This window comes from uncultured Intestinimonas sp. (assembly GCF_944387725.1).
Lineage (GTDB): Bacteria > Bacillota > Clostridia > Oscillospirales > Oscillospiraceae > Intestinimonas.
Genome location: NZ_CALXGA010000054.1, coordinates 1 through 15,701, shown reverse-complemented (window position 1 = coordinate 15,701; position 15,701 = coordinate 1). Strand labels below are relative to the sequence as shown.

The 15,701-nt window shown below is 67.3% G+C and carries 12 protein-coding genes and 1 pseudogene; 12 read left to right on the top strand and 1 reads right to left on the bottom strand.

Annotated elements, in window-relative coordinates; all coding sequences use genetic code 11:
* Positions 1-367 precede the first annotated feature (367 nt).
* From Q0K09_RS08220 to Q0K09_RS08210, 3 genes are all read left to right on the top strand, one after another.
* Positions 368-1,504, top strand: a complete 1,137-nt coding sequence (locus tag Q0K09_RS08220; RefSeq protein WP_294475157.1) for a glycosyltransferase — start codon at positions 368-370, stop codon at positions 1,502-1,504.
* A gap of 169 nt (positions 1,505-1,673) precedes the next feature.
* Positions 1,674-3,059, top strand: coding sequence for an undecaprenyl-phosphate glucose phosphotransferase (locus Q0K09_RS08215; protein ID WP_294475155.1), 1,386 nt, complete (start codon positions 1,674-1,676; stop codon positions 3,057-3,059).
* Positions 3,060-3,129: 70 nt separating this feature from the next.
* Positions 3,130-5,970: an O-antigen ligase family protein gene (locus Q0K09_RS08210; protein WP_294475153.1), complete on the top strand. Its 2,841-nt coding sequence runs from the start codon at positions 3,130-3,132 to the stop codon at positions 5,968-5,970.
* A gap of 113 nt (positions 5,971-6,083) precedes the next feature.
* Here the strand turns inward: Q0K09_RS08210 and Q0K09_RS08205 are convergent, their stop codons facing one another.
* Entirely contained in the window at positions 6,084-6,524 is a 441-nt protein-coding gene (locus Q0K09_RS08205; RefSeq protein ID WP_294475151.1) for a hypothetical protein, read from the bottom strand.
* Between the two features lie 523 nt (positions 6,525-7,047).
* Here Q0K09_RS08205 and Q0K09_RS08200 point away from each other — a divergent pair.
* From Q0K09_RS08200 to Q0K09_RS08160, 9 genes and pseudogenes are all read left to right on the top strand, one after another.
* On the top strand, positions 7,048-7,524 hold the full coding sequence (locus Q0K09_RS08200; RefSeq protein ID WP_294475149.1) for a transposase: 477 nt from the start codon (positions 7,048-7,050) through the stop codon (positions 7,522-7,524).
* On the top strand, positions 7,514-9,034 hold the full coding sequence (locus Q0K09_RS08195) for a PBSX family phage terminase large subunit (RefSeq protein WP_294475146.1): 1,521 nt from the start codon (positions 7,514-7,516) through the stop codon (positions 9,032-9,034). Before Q0K09_RS08200 ends, Q0K09_RS08195 begins: the two co-directional genes overlap by 11 nt.
* Positions 9,035-9,039: 5 nt before the next feature.
* On the top strand, positions 9,040-11,016 hold the full coding sequence (locus tag Q0K09_RS08190) for a hypothetical protein (protein WP_294475143.1): 1,977 nt from the start codon (positions 9,040-9,042) through the stop codon (positions 11,014-11,016).
* 1 nt (position 11,017) lies between these two features.
* Complete coding sequence (locus tag Q0K09_RS08185; protein WP_294475141.1) at positions 11,018-11,146, top strand: hypothetical protein; 129 nt, start codon at positions 11,018-11,020, stop codon at positions 11,144-11,146.
* Between the two features lie 24 nt (positions 11,147-11,170).
* Entirely contained in the window at positions 11,171-12,052 is an 882-nt protein-coding gene (locus Q0K09_RS08180) for a hypothetical protein (RefSeq protein ID WP_294475139.1), read from the top strand.
* Positions 12,053-12,056: 4 nt separating this feature from the next.
* Positions 12,057-12,449, top strand: a complete 393-nt coding sequence (locus tag Q0K09_RS08175) for a hypothetical protein (protein ID WP_294475138.1) — start codon at positions 12,057-12,059, stop codon at positions 12,447-12,449.
* Positions 12,450-12,901: 452 nt separating this feature from the next.
* Positions 12,902-13,921: a hypothetical protein gene (locus Q0K09_RS08170; RefSeq protein WP_294475136.1), complete on the top strand. Its 1,020-nt coding sequence runs from the start codon at positions 12,902-12,904 to the stop codon at positions 13,919-13,921.
* Between the two features lie 35 nt (positions 13,922-13,956).
* Complete coding sequence (locus Q0K09_RS08165; RefSeq protein WP_294475134.1) at positions 13,957-14,319, top strand: hypothetical protein; 363 nt, start codon at positions 13,957-13,959, stop codon at positions 14,317-14,319.
* Positions 14,316-15,701 (top strand): annotated as a pseudogene (locus tag Q0K09_RS08160) (hypothetical protein); the annotation flags it as partial. The gene Q0K09_RS08165 and the pseudogene Q0K09_RS08160, both read left to right, overlap by 4 nt.

The following is a 15,701-nucleotide window of genomic DNA, read 5'->3' as shown; positions in this document are numbered from 1 at the left end:
TGTTTCAGTTTTGTCTTGTAGTCATTGGCATCGTCAATCTGGTGATCCAGTTGACAAAAAAGAAGTAACCGCCACGGCTCCCAACCAAGCGGTTACTTCAAACACAAGGTAGGGGCCAACCGTCTTACTGGCAGCGCCCTTTCTATCTTTAGTATAATCGCAGACCGCCGGATTGTCAAGGGCGATTCTGCCTGATCCACACGCCGCCTCAGAAACGCGCACCGCCGGTTTTATGGGCGCACAGGCGCAGTTCCGGCGGACGGCCCGCCGGGTGGGGATGTTCACCATTTTCAAAGAAGGCCTAGGCAGGGGGCCGCAGATGTGATAGAATGGGTACCGTCATCCCAAACCCCAGGAGGAACCGCCCATGAAGCCCAAGGTGCTCTACACCGCCTCTACATATTCCCATCTCTGGAACTTCCACCGCCCCTATCTGGCCTGGTTCCGCCGCCAGGGCTGGGAGGTCCACACCGCCGCCGGGGGGGACCCCGGGGACCTGCCGGAGGCGGATCAGGCGGTGAAGCTGCCCTTTGCCAAGCGGATGACCGCCCCCTCCAACTTCCGGTGCGCCGCCCTGCTGGGGGCGCGGATGCGCCGGGAGGGGTACGAGCTGGTGGTGGCCAACACGGCCCTGGCCTCCTTTTTCACCCGCCTCCCCCTCCTGGGCTGGAAGGACCGCCCCCGGGTGGTCAACCTGGTCCATGGGTATCTCTTTGACGCGGACACCCCCTTGCCCAAACGGCAGGTGCTGCTGTCGGCGGAGCGGCTCACCGCCCCCTGCACCGACCTGCTGCTGACCATGAATCAGTCCGACCTGGCGCTGGCCCGGCACTACAGCCTGGGGCGGCAGGTGCTGCCGGTGCCGGGGGTGGGGGTGCCCTTCGGCCCGGTGGACGCCGCCAGCAAGGAGGAGGGGTTCCGGCTCCGGGCGGACTGGGACATCCCCCAGGACGCCTTTCTGCTGGTCTATCCGGCGGAGTTCTCCCGGCGGAAGAGCCAGGAGACGCTCATCCGGGCCCTGGCCCGCCTGCCGGAGCGGGTCTGGCTCCTGCTCCCCGGCCAGGGAGACCTGTGGGGCTCCTGCCAGGACCTGGCCCAGAGCCTGGGAGTGGCCGGACGGGTCCGCTTCCCCGGACAGATGCCCAACATCCCGGTCTGCCTCCAGGCGGCGGACTGCGCCGTCTCCGCCAGCCGCAGCGAGGGCCTGCCCTTCAACGTCATGGAGGCCATGCGGGCGGGGCTCCCCATTGCGGCCAGCGACGTCAAGGGCCACCGGGACCTGCTGGGGGACGGCTGCGGGGTCCTGTACCCCTATGGGGACCCGGCGGCCCTGGCCGCCGCCGTGGGGCTGCTGCTGGAGGACCCGGACTACCGCCGGAAGCTGGGCCGGGCCGCCCGGGCCGCCTCGGAGGCCTACGGCCTGGACCAGGTGTTCCCCCAGGTCACCGGCGCCCTGTGCCAGGCGGCCCCGGAGCTCCTGGCCCCCGCCGGGGCGGCGCACTGACCCCCGTCTGGCTCCGCCGCCCCTCTGAAACCGGCGCCGTGTGGAAACGCGGCGCCGGTTTTTTCGCGCCACGTTGACAGAAGGCCCCATTTTGGGGTAAAATAAGATCTGCTGACTCCGCCGCCCGGCGGATGGGATAGAAATACAGGAATATTTGGGGCGTCTTGTAATGATCAGAGAAAATCAGCGACTGCTCAACCAGATCAACATCGTTTCCGACGGGGCCGCCGTGTTCCTCTCTCTCTTGACTGCCTACGGCATCCGCTTTTACCTGCTGCCGGGGGCGTCCTTCTCCCTCCCCTTCTCCAATTACGTCTACCTGGCCCTGGGGATGATCCCCCTGCACCTGTTTACCTACGCCTCCTTCGGCCTCTATGAGTCCTTCCGGCGCAAGCGCCTCTGCCAGGAGCTGAGCCGGCTCTTCTGGGCCAACGTCCTGGACATGATCCTGGTGCTGATGGCGCTGTTCCTCAGCCGGGAGATCCACTTTTCCCGGCTGGCCCTGGCCATCTACTTTGTGCTCAATACCGGGGCCCTGGGGGGCAAGCGGGTCTTCCTCCGGCTGCTGCTGCGCCACTACCGGGAGCTGGGCTTCAACCAGAAGGCGGTGGTCATCATCGGCGGCGGCGGCCTGGCCCGGCGCTGCCTGGAGACCATGACCCGGGACCGCTCCCTGGGCTACCGCCCCGTGGGCTATGTGGCCGTCCGGGCCACCCTGGGCGCCCTGAAATACCTGGGGGGCTACGGCGAGCTGGGGCATATCCTGGACCGGGTCCAGCCGGACGAGGTGATCTCCGCCATCCCCACGGAGGACTACGAGCGGACCCCCGCCATCATCGAGGCCTGCGAAAAGGCGGGGGTCAAGCTGTCCATCGTGCCCTTCTACGCCGAGTATATGCCCGCCACCCCCCAGTTTGAGGACCTGGACGGCCTGCCCCTGCTGAACATCCGGCGCATCCCCCTGGACAACATGGGCAACGCCTTTGCCAAGCGGCTTCTGGACATTGTGGGCTCCCTGGGCCTGATTGTCCTGACCTCCCCCCTCATGCTCATCGCCGCCGCCGGCGTCAAGCTCTCCTCCCCCGGGCCGGTGATCTTTCGGCAGAAGCGGATTGGAAAGGGGAAAAAGCCCTTTTATATGTACAAGTTCCGGTCCATGCGGGTCAACGGGGCCCAGGATACCGGCTGGAGCCGGGACAAGGACGACCGAAAGACCAAATTCGGCGCCTTCATTCGGAAATGCTCCATCGACGAGCTGCCCCAGTTCTTCAACGTCCTCAAGGGGGACATGAGCCTGGTGGGCCCCCGGCCCGAGATCCCCTACTATGTGGACCAGTTCAAGGAGGAAATCCCCCTCTACATGGTCAAGCACCAGGTCCGGCCCGGCATCACCGGCTGGGCCCAGGTCAACGGCCTGCGGGGGGATACCTCCATCAAGGCCCGCATCGAGCACGACATTTACTATATCGAACACTGGTCCTTCTTTTTTGACATTCAGATTTTGTTCCTGACCCTGTTCAAGGGCATTGTCAACCAGGAAAAATTGAACGGGTAAGGAGAGCCGGCGTTTCTCCGGTTCCCAGCCCTTGCCAACCAAGAAGATTGCACGAAAAAGGAGCGGTTTCATGTTTCAAAAGCAGCCCGCCGAAGGGCGGCCCAAGTTCAGCCTGGATGCGGAGGTCTTTTCCTCCCCGGCGGAGCCCGCGCCCCGTCTGGCAGCTCCGGCCCCCCTGCGCTACGCGGTCCTGGGGGTCCTCCTCTTCCTGCTCACCGGCGCCCAGGGCGGCGGCGCGGAGCGGCAGTCGGCCATCCTGGCCGCCGTCTTCCTGGCGGTGAGCCTCATCGGCCCCATGCCCTGCTGGGCGGCCCGGCACCGGTTCTCCCTGCCCGTCCTGGCGGTGTTCCTCTATTTCCTCCTCAACTGCGCCGCCGGGCTTTACTCCCGGTTCGGGAGCTTCGCGGCGGGGGAGTTCGCGCGGATTTTAGCGGCCTTCTGCGTCTTCGCCTTTGTGGTCTTCCGGGCCCGGCGGGGGGAGGCCCCCTATCTGGCCGCCGCCGCCGCCGCCGTCAGCGCCCTCTATGGGCTGCTGAGCGTGGACGCCGCCTCCGCCCAGGTCCTCAGCGGCCCCTTCATGAATTTCATGGACGAGGTCTTCGGGTGCTATTACAATCAGCTCAACACCGGCTATGAAGAGGGAATCCGCATCACGGGCATTTTCAGCAATCCCAACTTCCTGGCCGGATTCCTGGCCCTGGGCATCTTCCTGTCCCTCTACCTGGTCCGCCGGGCGGAGGACCGGAAGACCCGCCTGCCCGCCTGCCTGCTCCTGGTCCTCAACACCTTCAGCTTTCTCCTCACCTTCAGCATGGGCGCCATCGCCGCCTTTGTGATCGCGGTCCTCCTCACCCTCCTGGCGGAGCGGAAGGAGCGCCGGGCCTCCCTCCTTGTCCTGCTGCTGGAGACGGCGGTGATCACCCTGGCGGCGTCCTTCGGGGCCGCCCCCGGCCTGGGGGCCCAGGGGAGCGCCCTGGCCCTCCTGCCGGACCTGCTGGGCCTGGCGGGGGGCGTCCTCCTGTGGGTCCTCCACGAGTTCGGGGGCCTGCGGCTGTCCGCCCTGCTGGAGGGGAAGGGCCGCGCCGCCGCCATCGCCGCCGGGGGCCTGGCCGGCGTTGTGGTCCTATATGTGATTCTGGCCTTCAATATTACAACTGGTTATGACCTGGCCCCCGGGGAGACCCTGCGCCGGTCGGTCTATCCCGAGGCTGGGACCTACACCCTGGAGGGGGATTGGACCGGCGAGGCCACCGTGACTGTGGAGAGTCAGAACCGGGTGGACACCATTATGCACACCAGCACGGAGCTCTACAGCGGCCCTCTGGAGGGGGCGTCCTTCACGGTGCCGGAGGACACAGAGGTGGTCTATCTGAACTTCCACAGCCAGGAGGGGGCGGCCCTGGGGTCGGTGTCCCTCTCCGGCGGGCCCGGCGTGAAGCTGGGGTATGTGCTCCTCCCCGGCTTCGCGGCCAACCGGCTCCAGGGCCTCTGGGCCAATCAGAACGCCATTCAGCGGCTGGTCTTTTTCCAGGACGGCCTGCGGCTCTGGCGGCAGAGTCCGCTGATGGGCCACGGCCTGGGCAGCGTGGAGGGCCTGCTGTTCAGCGTGCAGGATTTCTACTACGAGACCCGGTATGTACACAACCACTACATTCAGACCCTGGTGGAGATGGGCATTCCGGGCCTGCTGGCCTTTGTCCTGATGCTGGCGTCCTCCCTCCTGGCCCTGCTCCGCAGGCGGCGGGAGGGAGAGGCGGACCCCCTGCTGCCGGCGCTGGTGGGGTGCCTGTCCGTCTCCGCCCTCCACTCCCTCACAGAGGTGGACTGGTCCATCGGCATCTATCAGATCATGGTGCTTCTGGTCTTCGGGATGATCGCCGCCTTTTTCGCCCGCCCCCTGCCCTACACCAATGACAAGGCTGCGGGGGTGGTGATTGCCATGGCGCCGGGGCTCATCTGCGTGATCTTCGCCGTCCTCCTGTACGGCAACCTCTACGCGGAGCGGGCCTACCGCATGGTGCAGGTGGGGCTCCGGGAGCTGACCCCCACCACCATGACGGAGCTGGCCGCCATTGACAAGTATAACTGGTCTCAGTACGAGCTGGACATGGCGGTCAACGCGGCCCAGTCGCCCATTCGGGAGTACGCCGCCACGGCGGCGGAGTACGCCCGGCACTGCCGCACGCTGCGGATCTACACCATCAACCACAGTCTGGAGCGCTATGTCTATCTGCCCATGGAGCGGTACGACGAGTTCTTTGAGGCCTCCCGGGAGGGCATCCCCCAGGCGGCGTCCCGGGAAGCCGTCTGGCAGTACGAGTTTGAGCTCTACGAGGCGGCGGTCCAGGGCCTTTCCGGCAGCGCCCTGGAGCGGCTGGACTGGTTTGCCGGGCAAATCCGCCGCACCTATGACATGCTGGTGGAATATAACCAGGGCAGGCTGGAGCGCATCACCCTGACCGGGCCCAATCTGCGGTTCCTGGACCGCATCCTGACGGTGGAGGCCTCCGGCCTGAGCGGCCAGGAGGCGGTGGAGCTGATGAACCGCACCCTCTTCCACAGCGGATCTGCCGCCGACACCGACTCCGACGGCGTCCCGGACAGCCTGGGGGTGGCCGGCGGGGCCCTGACGCCCACCGGGGGCGGCTGGAGCCTGTCCGCCGGTGCGGCGGTGACCCTCTCCCTCAGCGGCTACGGCGTGGAGGAGGCCGTGCTGACGGTGGGCTGCTCCGACCCGGCGGCGCTGACGGTCCAGGTGGACGGGACCCCGGTGGAGACCGCGGCGGAGGGCGGCGTCCTGACGGCCGCCCTCCCAGCCGCCGGTGAGCTGAGCATCACCGCCCAGGAGGAGGTTGTGCTCTCCTCTGAGGAGGTTGTGCTCTCCTCTGTGGAGCTCACGGTTCCATCGTAAAAAAATGGCCGGCGGCACTGTGCCGCCGGCCTCTTTTTTACGGCTCCCGCCGCAGGGACGCCTGCCCGGCGGGGGCTGTTTGACCGGATGGAATCCGGTCCGTCAGAACCCCCTCACTGGGCCGGCCTGAGCCCGGCCACCCTGCGGTTGAGCTTCTTGACGGCAATCTCCAGCGTGGTGATGCGGCTGTCAATCAGCTCCATGTCCTCCTCGGTGGGCATCCGGCGCAGAATCTCCTCCTGGCCCTCGGCCAGCAGGTTGAACCTCATGGCGACCTCCGTGTCCAGAAGAACCTTCATCCGGTGGGCGGCCTCGTCCAAAATTTCGTCCTTCTGCCGCTCCAGCTTTTGGTCTATCATGGCGGAGACATCCCGCAGGATGGACTGCCGCTGGACCTCCAGCTTTTGGTCTATCATCACGGAGACATCCTGCATGATGGACTGCTGCTGTACCTCCAGCTTCTCATCCATCCTCTGGGCCATCCGCTCCTCGGAGGCGCTGATTCTCGCGTCCATCAGCTGTGCAATGGCCTGTAAGTCCCTCTCTTCCAGCATGGGATTTGACTCCTTTCCGTCTGTCGGCCTTGATTCCCGCTCCGGCGTCTGCCGGGGCGGGGATTTTTTTCCGCCGGGCCCCAGGGCTTGTTTGAAACATGTCAACATGCCCAACCGGCGGGGCTTTTGCCCCCTGGACGGCGCAATTTTTCCTTGAAATCCGCCAGGATTCCTGCGAAAAAATTGCTTGCCAGCGGCCCAAAATCCCTCGCTGCTGGACACATCGCCAATTTTCAAACAAGCCCCAGGGGCGGCTGCTACTATGGAGAGTATACCATAGCAGCCCGGAAAACGCAAAGGAAAAGCGCCCGCCGGGGCCGGGCAAAGTCCCCGCAAAAAAAGTTTCCCGGTACTGCCAACTGGCACCGCGGAGGGGAAAATCCGCGCTAGAATAGTAGCTGCAGAGGTTCCCCGGCCCGGAGGGCTTTGCCCCAAGCCTGGCGGATGGATGGAAGGCCCTCCGGGACCGGCGGCCCGCCGCCGGGGGATACCCTGCCTGTTTGAAGCGAAAGGCGGTGAGACCATGAAAGAAGCCTGCCAGAAATGGCTGGAGCCAGACGGCCGCCTGCGGCTGGAGGGCTGGGCCCGGGACGGCCTCACCGATGAACAGCTGGCCCGGAAAATGGGGGTCTCCCCCGACACCCTCTCCAGCTGGCGGGAACAGCACCCCGCCCTCTCCCAGGCCGTGGACCGGGGCCGGGAAATGGCCGACCTCCAGGTGGAGAGCGCCCTCCTCAAGCGGGCCCTGGGCTACGAGTACATGGAGGAGCGAGTGGAGATCAGCGAAAAAACCGGCCGGAAGGTCATCCAGACCACCAAGACCGTCCCCCCGGACACCACCGCCCAGATGTTCTGGCTGAAAAACCGCCGCCCGGAGCGGTGGCGGGAAAAGCCCCAGGAGTCCGGCCCCGGACCGGAGGCCGGCGGCGCGGCCTCCATGACCCTGGCGGAGAAGCTGGCCGTCCTGCGGGCGGCGGCCCAGAGCCTGGATGGCCCCTGACACCCCCGCCGGGCTGGACCTGGACGCCGCCGCCGGCCTGGCCCTGTGGTATCAAAACCTGCGGGAGACCTCCAATGAGACCTTCCTGCCCCTCTTCGAGAACACCAGCCGCTACCTGGTCCTCAAGGGGGGCGGCGGCTCCGGCAAGTCCGTCTTCGCCGGGCGCAAGCTCCTGGAGCGCTGCGTCTCCGAACCCGGCCACCGCTTCCTGGTCTGCCGGAAGGTGGCCCGCACCCTGCGGGAGTCCTGCTTCGCCCAGCTCCGGGGCCAGATCGCGGACCACTACCCGGACTGCGGGGCCGTGGTCCACCGGGGGGAGCTGCGGATTGCCTTCCCCAACAGCTCCGAAATCCTCTTCGCCGGGCTGGACGACGTGGAAAAGCTCAAGTCCATCTACGACATCACCGGTATCTGGATCGAAGAGGCCAGCGAGCTCCTGGAGCGGGACTTCAACCAGCTGGACATCCGCCTGCGGACCCAGTCCCCCTACTACCTCCAGATGATCCTCACCTTCAACCCGGTCAGCGCCACCCACTGGCTCAAGGCCCGGTTCTTCGACCGGACCGACCCCCGGGCCACCGTCCACGAGTCCACCTACCGGGACAACCGCTTCCTCACCCAGGAGGCCGTGCGGACCCTGGAGGCCTTCCGGGACACCGACCGGTATTACTACACCGTCTACTGCCTGGGCCAGTGGGGCGTCACCGGGAAGACTGTCTTTGACGCCGAGGCCATTTCCCGCAGGCTGGCCCTTCAGATTCGGCCCCTGTCCACAGGGTACTTCTCCTACCAGGAGGAGGGGGGAGGCCTCGCCCGGATTCAGTGGGTGGAGGACCCCCAGGGCTTCATCAAGGTCTACCGGCGGCCCGAGGCCGGGAAGCCCTACGTCATCGGCGGGGACACCGCCGGGGAGGGCTCCGACTGCTTCGTGGGCCAGGTGCTGGACAACACCACCGGCGAACAGGTGGCCGTCCTCCGGCACCAGTGCGACGAGGACCTCTTTGCCAAGCAGATGTACTGCCTGGGGCTGTGGTACAACACCGCCCTCATCGGCATCGAGACCAACTGGAGCACCTACCCCGTGCTGGAGCTGGAGCGCCTGCGCTACCCCAGGCAGTACGTCCGGGAGCGGGTGGACGACTACACCCACAAGACACAGCGCAGCTTCGGCTTCTGGACCAGCGCCAAGACCCGGCCCGTGATCCTCTCCGGCCTGATCCAGGCCGTGCGGGAGGACCTGTCCCTCCTCCACGACAGGACCACCCTGGAGGAGATGCTCACCTTTGTGCGCGACGAGCACTTCCGCCCCGCCGCCCAGGCCGGGGCCCACGACGACTGCGTCATGGCCCTGGCCATCGCCCACTACATCCGGCCCCAGCAGTCCTGCATGGCCCAGACAGGGCCGGAGAAAACGGCGGCGTGGGATGATTCTATGTGGGAGGACTACCAGAACGCCGGCCCGGAGCAGCGGGCCTATCTCATCCAAAAATGGGGCAAGCCCCGGAGGTGATTCCCATGCCCAGAAAAAAAGACCCCGGCAAGCTGCGGCTCTGGCAGGACCGGCTCAAGCGGGCCGAGGCCGCCTATCAGACCGAGGTGGACCAGATGGACCGCCGGGAGGAGCTCTACCAGGGCTCCGGCCAGATCCGGCCCATCGTCCCCACCGCCCGGAAGACCGAGACCCCCCATGTGCGCAACCTGTGCGCCGAGATGATTGAGTCCCAGGTGGACGCCAACATCCCCCAGCCCAAGGTCACCCCCCGGCGCGGGCAGGACGAGTGGCGGGCCAAACTCATCGAGGACATGCTCCGCAATGAGCTGGACCGGCTGCCCTTTGAGCAGATCAACGACCTCCAGGAGCGGACCGTCCCCATCCAGGGGGGCGCGGGCTTCCTGGTGGAGTGGGACAACAGCAGGGGGACCCGGAGCGCCATCGGGGAGGTCAGCGTCTCTCCCCTCCACCCCCGGCAGATTGTCCCCCAGGACGGGGTGTACACCGGCATTGAGGACATGGACTACCTCTTCCTCAAGCTCCCCCAGACCAAGGGCTCCATCCTGCGGACCTACGGCGTGGACGTCTCCGACGCCTCTGAGGAGGACCCGGAGATCAAGGGGGACGGCGGCAGTACCGCCGAGGATATGGTGACCCAGTATGTGGCCTACTACCGCAACCGCCGGGGGGGCGTGGGACGCTTCTCCTGGGTCCGGGACACCGTGCTGGAGGACCTGGAGGACTACCAGGCCCGGCGGCTCCGGCGGTGCGCCGCCTGCGGGGCGGCGGAGCCCCCGGAGGGAGTGGAGCCCGCCGGCGTCCCGGCCTACCAGGGGCTGCTGCCGGGTATGCCGTCAGAAGAAGCGCATGGCGCGCCCGCTGTTCCGGCACAGGAGCCCCGGCCCAGCGCCCGCCGGGGGCGGCGGGTCTGCCCCTACTGCGGCGGGGAGAAGTGGACCGAGGGAGAGGAGGACTTTGAGGAGATCTACACCCCCATCCTCCAAAGCGGCGGGGGCGTCATCCCGGGGGCCGTCTGGGAGGCGGCGGACACCGGAGAGGCGGACGGGCGGGGCAGGCCGGTGACGGCCCTGGTCCCCGTCCCCACCCGGATTCCCTTCTACAAGCCGGACCTCTACCCGGTGATTTTGCAGAAAAATGTGTCGGTGTACGGGAAGTTTCTGGGGGACAGCGACCTGGACAAGATCGCCGACCAGCAGAACACCACCAACCGCATCGAGGCCAAGATCATCGACAAGCTGGTGAAGTCCGGCTCCTACATCACCCTCCCCAACGACGCCAAGATCCGCTGTGACGAGGAGGACATGAAGAAAATCTACCTGGAGAGCGTGGCGGACAAGAGCTTCATCGACGTCTACGACCTCCAGGGGGACATCGGCCAGGACCTGACCTACCTGGCCCAGGTCTACGAGGAGGCCCGGCAGGTCATCGGCATCACCGACTCCTTCCAGGGCCGGAAGGACTCCACCGCCACCAGCGGCACAGCCAAGGAGTTCTCCGCCGCCCAGGCCGCCGGGCGGCTGGAGTCCAAGCGGGTCATGAAGGACGCCGCCTACGCCGCCCTCTTCGAGGCCATGTTCAAGTTCAAGCTGGCCTACGCCGACGAGCCCCGCCCGGTGGTCTCCCGGGACCCGGAGGGCCGGGCCGAGTACCGGGCCTTCAACCGCTACGACTTCCTGGAGCAGGACGAGAGCGGGCAGTGGCGCTGGATCGACGACTTCCTCTTCTCCTGCGACACCTCCGCCCCCCTGGCCAACAACCGGGAGGCCATGTGGCAGGAGACCCGGATGAACCTCCAGACCGGGGCCTTTGGGGACCCAACCAATCTGCGGACCCTGATCCTGTTCTGGACCAAGATGGAGCTGCTCCACTACCCCGGGGCCGGGGACACCAAGACCTACCTGGAGCGGGCGTACCGGCAGCAGGCCAACGGGGCGGCTCCGCCCGGCGGGGCCGGATTCCAAAGGGAAGGGAGGGATTGAGATGGCAAACGGCTACATTGGAAAGATCAGCCACAACGGGGCCCAGAAGGTCAGCGCCCCCCACCCCGGCAGCGGGAAGAAGGGCGGCGGCGTGGTCAAGAAGGGCAATGACCTGAGAAACGGGAAGTGACGAAAGGAGCAGACTGTGGAAGAAATGGACTACAACGCGGTGCTTGGGCTGGAGGGGGCGGAGGCCCCGGTGGAAGGGCCGGAGGCCGCCGCAGACCCCGGGGCCCCCGCAGCCTCCGGGACTGCGGGGACGCCTGAGCCCGCCGGGCGGGGGCAGGGGGCTTCCGCCCCTGCCGGAGGGGGTCCCCCTGAGCCCCAGGCGGGGAAGACCGGGGGGGACCAGGCCAAGGCCCGGGCGGAGGCCCAGCCTGCCGCCGCCCGGCGCGGGGCGGAGGAGCGGCGGACTTTGGACCAGCTTCTCCGCCATGCCGGGCCGGGGAGCCCCCACGCCAAGGCCCCCATCGCCGCCAAGGCGGCGTATGACGCCTACCAGGCCCAGCGCCAGGCCCAGAGGCAGGGAGTGCTGGAGAAGACGGGCATGACCCCGGAGGAGTACCAGCGCTTTGTGGCGAATCTGCCGGAGGTCCAGGCGGCCCGGCAGGCCCGGGCGGCGGCAGAGCAGGCGGTCCGGGCGGTCCGGGCCCAGGAGGCCCGGGCCAAGGTGGAGGAGCAGCTGCGGGCGGTTCAGGCCCTGGACCCCGCCGTCCGGAGCCTCCGGGACCTGACCCGGATGGAGACCTACCCCCAGCTCTACGAGATGGTGAAGCGGGGGTACGCCATTGCGGACGCCTACAAGCTGGCCAACTACGAGGCCCTGACGGCCCGGGCGGCGGCGGCCAGCCGCCAGGCGGCGGTGAACGCCGTGCAGTCCAAGCAGCACCTCACCTCCACCCGGACCCGGGGCGAGGGGGCCATGGACCTGCCGGAGAGCGTCCTAGAGGAGTACCGGGCCCTGAACCCCGGGGCCAGCCGGGAGGAGATTCAGCGGCACTATCAGAACTACATCAGACACAACAGGGAGGCGTGAGACTGTGGCTTTTTATATCCAGCAGGTGGACGGGGGACGGAACCCCGGCCACGAGTATCTGCCCGCCGGGGCCATTGTGCCGAAAGCGGGTATGGCCCTGACCATGACCGGGGGCAAGCTGGCGGTGGCCAGCGGCGCTGCGGTCCCCAGGTACATCAGCATGATCGAGAAAGGGGAGGCCCTGACCGACGGAGACATCATTCCCGTGATGCGGGTCCTCCCCGATATGATCTTTGAGACCACCTTCCAGGCGGCGGCTTCTGCGGTCGCCCCCGGCGCGAAGGTCACCCTTCACACCGACGGGCTTCAGGTCACCGCCGCCACCGGCGGGGCGGCTGAGGTGGTCTCCATGGACGGGACCGCCGCCGGAAGCAAGGTCCGGGTTCGGTTCCCCTGAGGGGGGTTGCCCCCCCAAGGGGCAAGGGGTCCGGCGTCCCGCCGGAAGGGGTTTGCGGCTCCCGCCGCAGGGGCAAGAACCATTTCTTTTTCTGCGGAAAAAGAAACGGTTCTTGAACTCCAAAGAAAAAGGGGGTGGGTCTCCGGGGCAAATTGGGACGTACACGTCGGCCAGCGGCTTTCGTATGAGTGCGGGGACCCCTCCCGGCCGTTACGGCCTGCGTTTGAGGTGTATGGATAGGCTGGCGCACTATCCACCCGCCGCCTGAAAGTGCTGCTCGCCTGGCAGAGTGCCCGGCGCACCGTTTGCGGGTATCCTGGGTGACGCCCCCTGGGGCAAGGGTGCCCTTGCCCACCGGCTGGGAGCCGCAAAACCCCAAACAACCGCCCCCGTGTCTGGGGGCAGACCAGACTTGAAAGGAGTGAATGCGGGCGGCAGCCCGCGACGACGATATGGCAGGTATTACATTCACCGAGGGCTCCGGCCTCCAAAACAGCATCTTCGGCAAATCCCAGGCCCCCATCCGCATGTTCCTGGAAAAGCGGGGCGAGGCCTTCGAGCAGCAGAGCATCCTCAAGGAGCTCTTCCATATGGAGACCTCCCACAAGTTCGGCGAGAAAATCGCCACCCTCACCGCCATGGACGGCTTCCAGCCCGTAGGCGAAAACGGCGCCTACCCCATGGACGCCATGCAGGAGGGCTTTGAGAAATTCCTGGAGCATATGACCTGGAAGGACTCCTTCGCCATGTCCCAGGAAATCGTGGAGGACGCCAAGGGTCTGGACCTCCGCCGCCGCCCCGCCCAGTTCATCGCCGCCTACCACCGCACCCGGGAAAAGTTCGGCGCCGCCCTCTACGGCAGCGCCCTCTCCGGGGCCGCCTCCTTCCAGTTCGGCGGCAAGACCTTCGATTCCACCGCCGCCGACGGCAAGGCCCTCTTCGCCACCAGCCACCCCTCCGCCCTGGCCAAAAATAAGTCCACCCAGTCCAACCAGTTCTCCGACGCCTTCTCCAGCGACGCCCTGGGGGCCATGGAGACCGCTATGCAGGGCTTCCAGGGGGACAACGGCGAGATCCTGGACGTGGCCCCCGACACCATCCTCATCCCCAACGACTTCCAGCTCAAAAAGGACGTCTTCGCCGCCATCGGCGCCGACAAGGACCCCAATACCGCCAACAACGGCTTTAACTACCAGTTCGGCCGCTGGACCGTCCTGGTCTGGCCCTACCTCAACCCCTACGTCGCCGCCGGCAGCCGGCCCTGGGTCCTCCTGGACTCCCGCTACAACGAGACCTACGGCGGCGCACTGTGGTTCGACCGGGTCAGCCTCAGCGTCAAGAGCGAGATCGACCCCGGCAACGACGCCAACCTCTGGAAGGGCCGGGCCCGGTTCACCGCCGGCTTCAACGACTGGCGCTTCGCCGCCGTGGGCGGCGTCACCGGCGGAACCAAGCTCATCACCGGCGGCTGAAACACCATCCGCAGTTTACACGGGAGGGGAGCGCCTTGACCCTTGACAGCTGCATCCAGGCGGTGGACGAGTATAAGCCCAACGCCTTCTCCAACGAGACCAAGGCCCAGTGGCTCAATGAGGTGGAGGGGATGGTCCAGACGGAGATCTTCCTTTTCCACCCTGTAGACCTGGTCCAGTACCGATACCCAGCGGACAAGGACGTGCCCCTGTTGGTGGAGCCCCCCTATGACCGGCTCTACCGCTCCTATCTGGAGGCCAAAATCGACTACGCCAACGGGGAGTACGAGACATACGCCAACTCCATGCAGGTGTTCAACGCCGACTATGGAGCATTTCTGCGCTGGTTTGCCCTCACCTATGAGCCGGCGGACGCGCATCGGGAGGGATTGCTTTGAATTGGGACAGCGGCCGCGGAACCGCATGGCGCGGCTACTACCTCACCGCCTACGGCATCGCCGTCAAGCACGGCTTCACCGGCACCGAGACGGAGTGGCTGGAGAGCTTGAAGGGCGAGAAGGGGGACCCGGTGACCTGGAAGGGCCAGTACGGGACCCTGGAGGAGCTCAAACAGGCCCGCCCCGCCGGGGAGGCGGGGGAGGCCTATCTGGTGGGCACCCACCTCTACTGGTGGGACGCCGGGGCCGGGGCCTGGGTGGACGCCGGCAGCTTCCAGGGCCCCGCCGGTCCCGCCGGACCCGCAGGACCCCAGGGGCCCCAAGGCCCTCAGGGGGTCCAGGGGCCCGTTGGGCCCGCCGGTCCCGCCGGACCTCAGGGGGAGACCGGACCCCAGGGGCCCGCCGGAGCGCCGGGCCCCACCGGTCCCGCCGGCCCCCGGGGGGAGACCGGACCCCAGGGGCCGGCCGGAGCGCCGGGCCCCGCCGGGCCTCAGGGGGAGACCGGACCCCAGGGTCCCGCCGGAGCGCCGGGCCCCGCCGGTCCCGCCGGACCTCAGGGGGAGACCGGTCCCGCAGGCCCCCGGGGAGAGAAGGGGGACACCGGCTCCGGCCTGGACATTCTGGGCACCTATGAGAGCCTGGAGGCCCTGGAGGGGGCGGGGCTCTCCCCCCGGCAGGGGGACATGTACAACGTGGGCCAGGCGGCCCCCTACACCATCTACATGTGGGAAGCCGCCGGGGGGACCCCCGGCTGGGTGAGCCTGGGCCCCCTCCAGGGTCCCGCCGGAGAGAGGGGCCCCCAGGGGGAGGCCGGACCCCAGGGTCCCGCCGGACCTCAGGGAGAGACCGGACCCCAGGGTCCCGCCGGGGAGATGGGGCCCGCCGGCCCCGCCGGGGAGCCGGGCCCTGCCGGGCCCCAGGGGCCGGAAGGTCCCCAAGGGCCGGTTGGGGAGACAGGCCCCCAGGGCCCGGTAGGTCCCGCCGGACCTCAGGGTCCGCAAGGCGTACAGGCTCCTGTGGTCAACGACCTCACGACGGGGGGCGCGTCCGACGCCCTCAGCGCCGAAATGGGGAAGACGCTTCAAGCCACCAAGGCCGACCTGACCCTCTCCAACCTGTCCAACTACCAGAAGGCCCTCCGCAACCTCGGCGGGCGGCCCAGCCGGAATCTGCTGGACAACTGGTACTTCGCGGGCGGAGGCTCCCAGCAGGGGGGCGGGCAGTTCCCCATCAACCAGCGGGGGCAGACCAGCTACACAGTCTTGAATGGGAGTTGTATCGACCGGTGGAAGATCTTCAACAGCGCCACGCTTGCGCTGGAAGCCGATGCGATCGCCCTCACGAGCCGCGACACCGGCACGAGTCAGCTCAGGCAAATCTTA